This is a genomic window from Xanthomonas sp. NCPPB 3200 (assembly GCF_056393585.1).
On the sequence record NZ_CM150785.1, the window covers coordinates 2,883,694 to 2,896,051 of the forward strand.

The window sequence follows — 12,358 nt, forward strand, 5'->3', positions numbered from 1 at the left end:
GCAATGACGTGTCCCACCCACCGATTCCGATCACGCCCACCTCACGGCTGCCCAGCCGCCTCACGCAGGCTCAATAGGTGCCTACCCGCACACGCAAGACCACTGGAACCTCTCCCGCCGCATCCACACGACCGAAGTTGAGCCCGTAGTCGGTCTGGTCGCCGTTGAGCTGTCTTTCGACCTGCCAGCGCCCGTCCACGTACCGCCCCTGCTCCACCCGCAACAGTTGTCCATGACGGGTATCGGCCGCCTCGCGGAAAAATTCAATCCGCGCGGCCATTCCGGTGACCAGGAACTCCTCCGGCCCCAGCTGCGCCACCAGCAGCCGGCCGGCGTGGTCGTCGTTGCCGGGCAGGATCGCCGGCGCGTCGCCCCACATCGGCGCACCGAACGACACCTTGGCCTGCCAATCGCCGAAGCGCAGCGTGCGTTGCGGCGCGCCGGGCTGTTCGGCCACCGCCTGCAGCCGGCCGTCGAAGGCGGCCTGGGCGATCACGCGCTGCAGCGGCGCCAGCAGCTTGAAGTTGGCGGCGTGTGCAGCGATCGCGTCGCGGTTGGCCTGGCTGTCCTGGTTGCCATCCATGCCGAACACCGAAAAGCCGATCCCGCCCTGCCCCAGCACATGGAACAGATACGGCGCGGTGGCCGCCTCGAAGCCGGTCTCCGAAACCCAGGCCGGGTTGTCCGGTCGCGCGTACTGGCCGATGACCTTGGTGTACTCGTTGTAGTCGCTGGTGTAGATATCGGTGCCGATGAAGTCGACCGACGGCGTGGCCGCGCGCCAAAGCGCGAACACATTCACCGTCGCACCGCCGGACGGATAATCCATGCCCGGGTAACGCTTGCCCTTGTAGCGCAGCCAGGTGTTGACGTAGAGCGGCAGCGGATAGGCGCGCTTGCCGGCCGCGGCCACCTGTTCGATGTACGCCGCCGTCGCATGCGCATTGAAGGCTTCGGCCGCTTCGGCACCGAACAGCTGCTGCCAGCTGCCCTGCGGTTTGCCCAGTTTTTGCGCGATCGCGGCGGGCACCGGTTGCGCGAACGCCGCCTCGCCTGCCGGGCCATGGTCGCGCACCGTGCCGATCGCGCCGGGCTCGTTTTCCACCTGTACCAGGATCACCGTGTGGCGGTCGCCATCGACCTTGCGCAGGTGCTGCATCAATGCGGTGAACGCACGCACATCTGCCTGCACGTTGGTGGCCACATGCGGCGACAGCACATCCACCGGCTCGCCATTGGCATCGCGCATGCGCGGGTAGGTGGCGTCGTCGCGCTTGATCCACTCCGGCACGTAATGCATCTGGCCGTTCTTCCAGCTGCCGAACCACAGCAGGGCCACGCGCAGGCCACGCTTGCGCGCGCCGGCAATCAAGGCATCCACGTTGGTGGTATCAAAGCGCCCGGGCGCCGGCTCGAACTGCTCCCAGTACACCGGCGCTTCCACCGTGTTGGCGTGCAGCGCGACCACCTCGTCCAGCGCCTTGGGCAGCACCGCCGGCCAGGCGCTGGAATTGTGCAACTGCGCGGCCAGCACGGTGTATGGCGCGCCATCGACGAACAGCGCATGGCGGCCATTCTGGGTAACGAAGCGCGGCAGTTCTTCCGCGCTGGCCAGCGATGGCACGCAACCGGCCAACATCGCCAGCGACCACAGCAGGGCTGCGATGCGGCCGCGCGGCCGCGGCATCTTCAGGGCAAGCAAACGCATCATCGCGCCTCCGACGGTAGTGAATTCCAATGCGGCGTGGGTTCGTCGCGCAGATGGCGCACGAAGAAGTCGTACTGGCGACGCTGCACATAGTCGATCGGCCCACTGGAACGGCCTACCGAATGCTCGCCACCAGGCACGTTGAGCAGCTCGAAGTCCTTGCCGGCCTTGATCAGCGCATCGACCACCTGCGCGGTGGAGGCCGGGTCCACATTGCTGTCCTGCTCGCCGACGATCAGCAGCAGGTCGCCCTGCAACTTGGCCGCATTGACCACGCCCGAGGCCTGCGCATAACCGGCATCCACCGGCCAGCCCATCCACTGCTCGTTCCAGCTGATCTTGTCCATGCGGTTGTCGTAGCAACCGGCGAACGCCACGCCCACCTTGTAGAAGTCCGGATGGCGTTCGAGCGCGCCCAGCGTGCTCTGCCCGCCGGCCGAGGCGCCATAGATGCCGACCCGGCCGATGTCGTAGGAAGGGTCCCTGGCGGCCAACGCACGGTGCCAGGCGATGCGATCGGCAAAGCCGGAATCGCCCAGGTTCTTCCACGCCACATCATGGAAGGCCTTGGAGCGGTTGGCGGTACCCATGCCGTCGATCATCACCACGATAAAGCCCAGATCCGCCTGCGCCTGCATGCCGATCTGCTTGTCGCCACCGGAGTGATAGCCAAACGGCCAGAACGTCTTCGGCACGAAGGAATCGTGCGGGCCGGCGTAGATGTTCTCGATCACCGGATACTTCTTGTGCGGGTCGTAATCGCGTGGGCGCACCACCATGCCCCAGATGTCGGTGCGGCCATCGCGGCCCTTGGCCACGAAGGTCTCCGGCGCGCGCCAGCCGGCGGCCAGCAATTTGTCGATCTTGCCCTGTTCCACCTGCTGCAGCAGCCGGCCATCGATGGCGTGCAGCTCCATCACCGGCGGCAGATCCGGGCGCGAGTAGACATCGACGTAATGCCGGCCGTCGTCTGCGATCGCCACATCGTGATCGGCATCGCTGTGGGTCAGCCGGGTCAACTGGCGGCCGTCGAAATCCACGCTGTACAGCTGCCGGTAGTACGGGTCCTTGCCCGCATCCATGCCGCTGGCGGTGAACCAGATGCGCCGCTGCGCGTCGTCCACGCGCAGCACATCGCGCACGATCCACGGCCCGCGCGTGAGCTGCCGCTTGAACCTGCCGCTGCGGCCATCGACCAGGTACAGGTGCCGCCAGCCGTCGCGCTCGGAGATCCACAGCAAATCATCGCCGCGCCCATCCACGTCATGGCGGAAACTGCGGTCGGCGTAGACGAAGGTGCGCGCATCTTCACCGACCGCCACGTGCGCGCGACCGCTCTGCGCATCCACCGCGATCACCCGCATGCGCTGAAAGCCGCGCTGCACGTAGTCGAAACTCACGCTGCGGCCATCGCTGCGCCACTGCAGCGGCGACAGCGCATACGGATTGGCGAACAAGGCGGTGTCCACCTCGCGGCGCCTGCCATCCACGGCGAAGAGCACCGGCCGCTCCACATCCACCGCATCGCCAGGCTTGGGATATAACTGGGCATGCACGCGCGGCTGGCCGCCGCCTGCAGGCGCTGCTTCCACGCGGGTGACGCGGCGGGGCAACCCGGGACGCACGCGATACACCGCCAGCCGCTGCGAGTCCGGCGACCAGGCGATGCTCTCCGGGTCGAAATAATCGTCTGCGCGGCCATCGTCGCTGAGCCGGGTCAGCTGCCCATCGGCGACGCGACGCAGCAGCAGGTTCCAGCCATCGGCGAGCGCTTCCCAGCGGCCATCGGGAGAACGGCGCGGCGTGGTGTCGGCTGGCACCGCAGGGTCGCGTACCACACCGAAGCCGCGTGGACGCTGCTGTGCAGCGGCGTCATCGCGGGCGCAGCGGTCGTCCGTCAGGCTGCAACGCCAGGGCGCTTCGCCAAGCGCGAAGCGAATCGCCCCGTCGCTGCGCTCGCCGTCCGGCGCATAGGCAAAGCGCTCGAATGGCAACTGCAACGCGGTGTAGGGTGTGCCGGTCGCGGCACTCAATGCCTGCGCCACGCGCAGCTGGTCGAACGCCGGCGTTTTCTGCAGCGTGGCGACATCCATACGGACGAAGGCGAATCCGCCCGGCACCGTCTTGCGGTAATGGAAGCTGCCGGCGGTTTGCCATTGCGCCGGCCAGGCCACGTTCTCGGTCAGCGTGCTCCAGTGCGCGCGCAAGCCCAGCGCGCGTTGGTAGTCGGCCACACTGGGCGCGGCCTGTGCCGCCGTCGACAGCAACACGATGCACGCAGCCACCCCGTTCAAGCAGCCACGCAACCAACGCGATGCACCCGCGCTGCGGCGCAGCTCACTCGCCATCGTCCTCCTCCAACGCCAGCTCATCGCTGCGCAAGCCGCTACGCGCGCCCCAGTGATAGATGAAGAATGCAATCACCGCCACGCCCAAGGTGTCGAACGGATGCGCGATCCAGCCGTGACCGCCGAACGTGCCGGCCCAGGACACCGCCATCACCAGCACGAAGAACACGATCAACCACAGCGACGCGCGCACCTGGCGCAGCAGGCGTGCCCTGCCCTGGCGCGATGGCAGGCGATACAGCACATACAGCACGAACGCGACCACCTGCAGGCCGAGCAACCACGACAAGGTGGGCCAGGTCGACCAGTAGACGATCAAGGCGGCGACGATGAACGACAGCGGCCCCAGCACGGCAAGGCCACGGACGCGGAACGGCCGCGGCAAGTCCGGCGCACTGCGGCGTAATGCGGCTACGGTGACCGGTGCCACTGCGTAACTCAGCACCAGGGCGGCCGACACCACGCCGATCAGGGTCTCCCACGAGGGGAACGGCAGCGTCCAGAAGATCGACAAGCCCAGGCTCAACCACAATGCCGGACGCGGAATGCCCGATTGCGGATCCACCCGCGTCAGCACCACCAAGAACCCGCCGCTGCGCGCCCAGCCGTACACCACACGCGGGGTGGCATTCATGTAGATGTTGCCGGTGCCGCTGGGCGAGACCATCGCATCGCAGATCACCAGCGCAGCCAGCCACGCCATCCCCAACGCCAGCGCGATGTCGTGGTACGGCAGCGCAAACACCTTGTCGATGCCACTCCAGCCCGGCGCCAGTTGCGCGGCCGGAATGCTGCCCAGGAATGCAAGCTGCAGCAGCACGTAGATCACCGTGGACAAGGCCACCGACAGGATCAGGGCGATCGGGATATTGCGCTGCGGGTCGCGCACCTCGCTGGCCACCGACACGATCGGGGTCAGGCCCAGATAGGCAAAGATGATGCCGCCGGCAGAAATCGCCGCTTCCACCCCGGCCATGCCCGAGGGCGCAAACCCGTGCACGCTCAGGTTGCCCGGATTGAAGTGCTTCATCAGCAACACGATCACCAGGATCGGCACCAGGAACTTGAAAATGCTGACGATGTTGTTGGCCAGCGCGAAGGTCTTGACGCTGAAATAGTTGAGCAGGAAGAACAGCACCAGCAGGGCCAGTTGTACCAACCAACCCCACACGCTGGGATGGCTGCCGCCGGGTTGGTTGAGCAGCGGAAACCACGCCGCCGCATACTGGCGCGCAGCCTCCACCTCGATCGCGATCAGGCTGGAAAATGCGATCAGGGTGATGAAGCCGGTCAACGAGCCCAGCAAGGCGCCATGCGAATACTCCGGGTAGCGCACCACGCCACCGGCACGCGGCAGCGCGGCGCCGAGTTCGCAATACACCAGGCCGAGCAGCAACACCGCGATGCCGCCAAGGATCCACGACAGGATGCCGGCCGGCCCGGCAATGGCAGAGACATGGCTGGCCGAGAACAACCAGCCCGAGCCGAAGATCGAACCCAGCCCGATAAAGGTCAGGTCGGTCAGGCTGAGTCGCTTGTGGAACTTGCCTTGCGTGGTCGCACCGTGTGTGGTCATTGGTCGCCCCGAAGCGTGAATAGCGCGGTTGGTGTTGCGAGGAACGTCGGCTGGTGATGTTCCGGATCAGTCGCTGGCAGCGGCCTTGGCCGCTGCTGCCGCCGAACCGGCAGCATCTTCGGCGGCATACGGCGAGACACCACCGTCGGCGATGAAGCGGTCGATGCGCGCCTCCAGTACTGGCAGTGGCACCGAGCCGGTCTGCAGCACCGCATCATGGAAATGGCGCAGGTCGAATTTTTCGCCCAGGGCGGCTTCGGCCTTGCGCCGCAGCTCCAGGATCTTCAGTTCGCCCAGGTAATACGACAACGCCTGCCCCGGCCAGGCGATGTAGCGGTCCACCTCGGTGGTGACTTCGTGCTCGCTCAAGGCGGTGTTGTCGCGCAGATAGGCCTGCGCCTGCGCGCGCGTCCAGCCCTTGTGGTGGATGCCGGTATCGATCACCAGGCGGCAGGCGCGCCACATCTGGTAGGTGAGATAGCCGAAGCGGTCATAGGGCGTGTCGTACATGCCCATTTCCTGGCCCAGGTACTCCGAATACAGCGCCCAGCCTTCGCCATAGGCAGAAATGTAGGCGTAGCGGCGAAACTCCGGCAGCCCCTGCGCCTCTGCCGCCAGCGGCATCTGCAGCGCGTGGCCGGGCGAGGACTCGTGCAGCGTCAGTGCGGTCAGGTTGTACAGCGGCCGCGACGGCAGGTTGTAGGTGTTGACCAGATAGATGCCCGGGCCACCGCGCCCGCCGGTGTAGAACGGCGCCAGCTCCGGCGGCACCGGTTCGATCGCGAAGCGTCGGCGCGGCAGCCGGCCGATGTAATCGCCCACCTTGGCGTCCACGCGCTTGGCGATCCAGGCGGCCTGCTTGAGCAACTGTTCCGGCGTCTTGGCATAGAACTGCGGGTCGCTGCGCAGGAACTGCAGGAAGGCCGGAAACACCGCCTGCCCGGCCGGTGCCTTGAAGCCGCTGTCGGCGATGGTCTGATCCATCTGCGTGCGCAGCTTGGCCACTTCCTGCAGCCCGATCTGGTGGATCTGCTCCGGGCTCAACTCCAGCGTGGTGAATTCGCGGATCTGCGCGCGGTAATACGCCTGCCCGTCCGGCAAGGCTTCGCCGGCCAGCGTGGTGCGCGCGCGCGGCTGGTACTCGTTGCGGATGAAGTCCAGCAGCTTCGCGTAGGCCGGCAGCACCTGCGTATCGATGGTCTGCACTGCCTGCTGGCGCAATTGCGCCTGCACATCGGCAGGCAGCGTCGCCGGCATCTGCTTGAACGGTGCATAGAACGGATTGGCCTCGCCCTTGGCCTGCACCACGTCGGCGATGGACTGGTCGCGCCCGGTCAGGGTCACCCGGGGCTGGCTGAAACCGCGCGCCAGGCCGGCACGCATATTGTCGGTGTGCTCGGCGAAATAGCGCGGGATATCGGCCAGCATCTTGAGATAGCGCTGGTAGTCCTCGCGCGTGCGCAGCTTGGCCTCGGCGCTGAAGCCCAGGTCGCTCCAGAACGCCGAGTCGCTGTTGAACGGCATTTCCCAGGCGCGAAAATGCTGCTGGTCCAGCAGCACCAGCAGCTGCTGCCGGTACACCTGGTAGCTCACCTGATCTTCGGCCGGCAACTGCGCTGCCGGAATCGCATCCAGCTCCTTCAACGTCTGTTGCCAGTAGGCGGTGCGCAGGTTTTGCGTGGCCACATCGACCTTGGGCAGATGGTCGGACTGCCTGTCCTGCGTGGCCTGGTTGTCTTCATCCACCGCACCGGACAGCTGCGCCTGGCGCCAGCGCCATTCGCGCGTGTACAGCGCCTTGAAGCGTGCCGCTGCACTGTCTTGCGTGCTTGCTGCGGGTGCAGGTGCTGCGGCCTGTGCTTGCGACACCGTGCCGCCCAGGCTGGCAACAATCAGCACGCTCAATGCGCTCGCGCGCCAGACACTGCTGGTCTTCATCCGCGTGCCTCCGGCGCCGCCTTGGCCTGTGCAATCCACTGGCGCACGCGCTGCTGCAGCATCGCCAGCGGCATTGCGCCGCCGCCGAGCACCGCATCGTGGAAGGCGCGCACATCGAAGCGATCGCCGAGTTCTTTTTCCGCCTCCGCACGCAGCGCAAGAATCTGCAGCTGCCCCAACTTGTAGCCCAACGCCTGGCCCGGCCAGACGATGTAGCGATCGGTTTCGGACTGGATGCTGGGCTCGTCATCGGACGGATGCGCATGGAAGAAATCCACCATCTGCTGGCGGTTCCAGCGCTTGTAATGCACGCCGGTGTCGAGCACCAGGCGATTGGCGCGCAACAGCTCGCCGGACAGCCGGCCGTAGTCGTTGTACGGGTCCTTGAAGAAACCGATCTCCTTGCCCAGGCGCTCGGCGTACAGCGCCCAGCCTTCGATATAGGCGTTGTAGCCGGCCTGCTGGCGGAACGGCGGCAATGGCAACGTCTGCGCAAGCGAGATCTGCAGGTGATGGCCCGGCACGCCCTCGTGATAGGCGGTGGTTTCGATATTGACCAGCGTGCGGCTGGCGAAGTCACTGGTGTTGACCTTGACGATGGCCGGCTTGGTGCCTTCCGGATTGCTCTGCCAGTATTCGGCGCCGGGCGCGCTGCGCCGGAATGCGGGCATCGCCTGCACTTCCAGCGGCGTCTTCGGCAAATGACCGAACAGCTTGGGCAACTCGGGTTCCATCGCGGCGATGTAATCGCGGTACTGCTGCAGGATCTGCTCGCCGGAGCTGGCGAAGTGGCGCTTGTCGGTATCCACCGCCTTGCGGAAGCTGGCCAGGTCGGCAAAGCCCTGCGCCTTGGCGATCACCGTCATCTCGCCTTCGATGCGCGCCACTTCCTTCAGGCCGATCTGATGGATCTCCTCCGGCGCCATGTCGGTGGTGGTCTGGGTGTGGATGGCGTAGCGATAGCGGCGTTCGCCATCGGGCAGCGACCACAGGCCTTCCTGCGCACGCCCTTGCGCGGCGTACTCGTCACGCACGAACGCCGCCAGCTTGGTGTAGGCCGGGCGCACCTGTTGCTCGATCGCGGCCAGCAACTGCGTGCGCAGCGCAGCGCGCTGCTCGGCCGGCACCGCGGCATCGAGTTTTTTCAGCGGCGAGGCGAACGGGCTCTGCTCGCCGCTCAGCGCGGCGATCTTGTCGATCTGCTCGGGCAGGCGCTCCAGCAGATAACGCGGCTGCACCAGCCCCTCCTTGGCGCCCTGCCGCGACACCGCGATCACCTGGTCGATCACCGTCGGAATGGTCTGCAGGCGCTTGATGTAGTCCTGATAATCCTTGGCGTTCTCGAACGGAAACGCATCGCCGTAACCGGCCAGCCCCAGCTGGATGCCGCCGATCGGCTCCAGCGGCATCGCATAGGTTTTCAGGTCGATGCCTTCCAGCTTGTCGCGCAACTGGCCAAGCATCATCTGCAGGCTGAGCTGGCGCTGTTCGTCCAGCGTCTTGCTGTCGATCGCTTCGAATTGCGTGAGCAGCTCGGCAGTGGCGGTGCGCTCGGCCTGCACGGCCTGAAGCGAATAGTCGCTCCAACGATCGTTGTACCGCTTGTCGCCGATGATGCTGGCGAACTCCGGGTTGTGCTGCAACTGGTACTGCCATTGCTTGTCCAGCAGCGCATCGAAGGCCTTGGCGGCTTGCTCGCCGGTTGGCGCAGCGGTGGCTGCAGCCGACGTTTCCGCTGCCGGCGGCGCCGGCTTGCAGGCAGTGAACAAGGCGGCGGCCAGCAGGCCGATGGCGACGGGACGCAGGTGGTTCATGCAGTTACTCCAAGAGGCAATGGCGGCTGTAGGAGCGCGCCCGAGCGCGACGGCTTTATCGGGACTGCCCGTTGCGCCCGGGCGCGCTCCTACGCGTGCGTGAGCCTGTAACGGCTCATGCAAACGGTTGGTCGATCGCCGGCGACGGCGGGGTAAACCACTGCGCGCCGGTATCGGTGACGTAAAAGTGGTCTTCCAGGCGCACCCCGAACGCACCGGGCACCACGATCATCGGCTCGTTGCTGGCGCACATGCCCGGCTGCAGCGGCTGCGCATTGCCGCGCACCAGATACGGCGCTTCGTGGATCGCCAGGCCGCAGCCATGGCCGGTGCGGTGCGGCAATCCTGGCAAGCGGTAGTCCGGGCCCAGCCCAGCGGCCTCCAGCACGCTGCGCGCGGCCTGGTCCACCGCTTCGCAGGCGAGCCCGGGGCGGATCGCCGCAAACGCCGCTGCCTGCGCCGCCTGCTCCAGGTCCCAGATGCGCCGTTGCGCGTCGTCGGGCGTGCCGTAGATCCAGGTGCGGGTGATATCGGAGTGGTAGCCCTGCACGGTGCAGCCGGTGTCGATCAGCACCAGCTCGCCTGCACGCAGGTGCTGCACGCCGGGAATGCCGTGCGGAAAGGCGGTGGCATGGCCGAACTGCACGATGCAGAAGGTCGAGCCGTTGTCCGCGCCCAGCGCGCGATGCGCCTCGTCGATGAAGCGCACCAGCTGGTCGGTGCCGATGCCCTCCTGCGCGATGCCGGCGGCCAGCCGCTGCACCAGCAAGGTCATGTCGCAGGCCTGCTGCATCAGCGCCAGCTCGGCCGGCGACTTGCACATGCGGCAGCCGTCGATGATGGCCGCGGCATCGCGGATCGCCGTGCCCAGGTGCGCGCGCAGGCCGGTGTGTACGGCAAAGGCGATGCCCGGATCCAGCGCCAGTGCATGCGCGTGGCGGTCGTCCATCACCTGCACCACCAGTGCGTACGGGTCCTCGTGTTCTTCCCACAGATGTTTGGCGACCGCGATCTTCAGCACCGCATCCAGCGAGCCTTCTTCGAACGCGGGGCAGATCAGCACCGGGTCGCCGTCCAGCGTGAGCAGCAGCGCGACCAGCCGCTCGCTCGCGCCCCAGGGCACGCCGGTGAAATAACGCAGCGACGTGCCAGCGCCGATCAACAGCGCATCCACGCCGTGCGCGCGCATCAGGCGGCGTGCGCGTTCGATACGCTGTGTGTATTCCTGCGCGGCGATCGGCGCGGCGCGCTGCGTCCACGGCGTCAATTGCGCGCGCGCCTGTTCCAGCGACAGCCCGCCGATCTGGCTGCTCATGCGCCGGCTCCAAGGTCGGCGGTGCTCCATTGCCCATCGACCAGGCGCGCCACGCCACCCGGATTGCGCTGGCGCAAGTCGGCCGGCAGCAAGGCGTCCGGCACCGCGTCGTAGCTGTGCAGGGCGGCGAAGCGGCGGATCGAACCGGGCATGCCCACCGCGGTGAAGCCCGGGTGCCCGGTGCTGGGAAACGGCCCGCCATGGTTCTGCGCCGCGCTCACCGCCACGCCGGTCGGCATCTTGCTGTTGATCAAGCGCCCCACCCGCGCCCGCAGCACCGGGGCGATGGCCTGCCAGGCCGCATCGTCGCTGCCATCGGCTGCGCGATACAAGGTGCCGGTGAGGTTGCCTTCGAATGCAGCGGCGATTTGCGCCATCTGCGCCACGTCGCGTGCGCGCACCAGCAGGCTCACCGGGCCGAAGGCCTCGGTCTGCAACGCATACGGGCTGGTGAGGAACGCCTGCGCATCCACGCTCAACAAGGTCGGCGCATGGCGATAGCCGTCTTCGCCGGTATGCCCGCCGGCAAGCAGCGCGGCGCCGGCAGCGCGCAGGGCTGCCACACCGTGTTGCACGCCTTCCACGCCTGCACTGGAAAACAACACCATCGGCATGGCGGCTTCGAAGTGCGCCGTGGTCGCGGCCACGAACGCATCGCCGGCCTCGCCCTGTGGCACCACCACCACCCCGGGATTGGTGCAGAACTGGCCGCTGCCCAGCGTGCACGAGGAGAAGAATTCCTGCGCCAGCGCGGCGCCGCGTTCGGCCAGTGCGCCCGGCAGCAGGAACACCGGGTTGACGCTGGACAGCTCGGCATAGAACGGCACGCCAGCCGCATCGGCGGCGGCCTTCAGCGCCAGCCCGCCCGCACGGCTGCCGGTGAAGCCGATCGCCCCCAGCCGCGCATCGCCGGCCAGCCGCAGGCCGGTGGCGTTGTCGAAGTGATACAGCAACTGCACCGCCGCAGCCGGCAGGCCCGCCGCAAGCAAGGCTGTGTGCGCAAGCTGCGCCATGCGCTGGCTGGTGGCCGGATGCAGCGGATGCGCCTTGGCGATCACCGGGTTGCGCGCGGCAATGGCCGAGGCGAAATCGCTGCCGGCAATCGCATTGAAGGCGAACGGGAAATTGTTCGGGCCAAACACCACCACCGGCTTGCCGAGCGGCGCCAGATGCGAACGCAGATCGGCAGCGGTGTCGATGATGGGCTGGGTCCAGCTATAGCTGCGCACCGCCTGGGCGGCCTGACGCAACTGCCCGCTGGTGCGCGGCAGCTCGTTGCCGCGCAAGCGTGTGGGTGCCGGCAATGCGGTCTCTGCGTGGGCAAGCGCCACCAGGGTGTCGGCATCGGCATCCAGCGCGTCGGCGTAGGCGTCCAGGAATGCGGCAATCCGTTCGACCGGTGCCGCGGCAAGTTCCGCTGCAACCGCTTGCGCTGCCGCAACCGCGGTTTCGACATCCTCCGCACCGCTGACCGGAAACTGCGGCCCGATCGCCTCGCCCGTGCTCGGGTCGGCGGCACGGAAGCTGGCGCTCGCCGCGCTGCTGGGTTGCCACCGGCCGGCCAGCAATACCTCGGCCTGCTGTGCGGGAGGGGATTGGAGCGTCTCGTTCATTGCGGCACCTTCGGTTGCATGAGGACAGACCCTGCGCACTGTGCGG

At 67.1% G+C, this 12,358-nt stretch carries 7 protein-coding genes; all 7 read right to left on the reverse strand.

The window, feature by feature from the left end; all coding sequences use genetic code 11:
- Nucleotides 1-70: 70 nt before the first annotated feature.
- The gene (locus AC06DU_RS12560) at nt 71-1,711 is read right to left on the reverse strand and encodes a DUF5597 domain-containing protein (RefSeq protein WP_478202557.1); all 1,641 of its coding nucleotides are present in this window, start codon (nt 1,709-1,711) and stop codon (nt 71-73) included.
- A complete protein-coding gene (locus AC06DU_RS12565) occupies nt 1,708-4,056 on the reverse strand; it encodes a S9 family peptidase (RefSeq protein ID WP_478202558.1) in 2,349 nt (782 codons plus the stop codon). The genes AC06DU_RS12560 and AC06DU_RS12565 overlap by 4 nt, the downstream gene beginning before the upstream one ends.
- Entirely contained in the window at nt 4,046-5,632 is a 1,587-nt protein-coding gene (locus AC06DU_RS12570) for an APC family permease (protein ID WP_478202559.1), read from the reverse strand. The genes AC06DU_RS12565 and AC06DU_RS12570 overlap by 11 nt, the downstream gene beginning before the upstream one ends.
- A gap of 66 nt (nt 5,633-5,698) precedes the next feature.
- A complete protein-coding gene (locus AC06DU_RS12575) occupies nt 5,699-7,570 on the reverse strand; it encodes a DUF885 domain-containing protein (RefSeq protein ID WP_349778435.1) in 1,872 nt (623 codons plus the stop codon).
- On the reverse strand, nt 7,567-9,384 hold the full coding sequence (locus tag AC06DU_RS12580; protein WP_349778434.1) for a DUF885 domain-containing protein: 1,818 nt from the start codon (nt 9,382-9,384) through the stop codon (nt 7,567-7,569). Before AC06DU_RS12580 ends, AC06DU_RS12575 begins: the two co-directional genes overlap by 4 nt.
- A gap of 115 nt (nt 9,385-9,499) precedes the next feature.
- Entirely contained in the window at nt 9,500-10,699 is a 1,200-nt protein-coding gene (locus AC06DU_RS12585; protein WP_126966016.1) for a M24 family metallopeptidase, read from the reverse strand.
- Nucleotides 10,696-12,312 carry an aldehyde dehydrogenase family protein gene (locus AC06DU_RS12590; RefSeq protein WP_478202560.1) on the reverse strand — a complete coding sequence of 539 codons (1,617 nt, stop codon included), beginning with the start codon at nt 12,310-12,312 and terminating at the stop codon, nt 10,696-10,698. The genes AC06DU_RS12585 and AC06DU_RS12590 overlap by 4 nt, the downstream gene beginning before the upstream one ends.
- Nucleotides 12,313-12,358 lie beyond the last annotated feature (46 nt).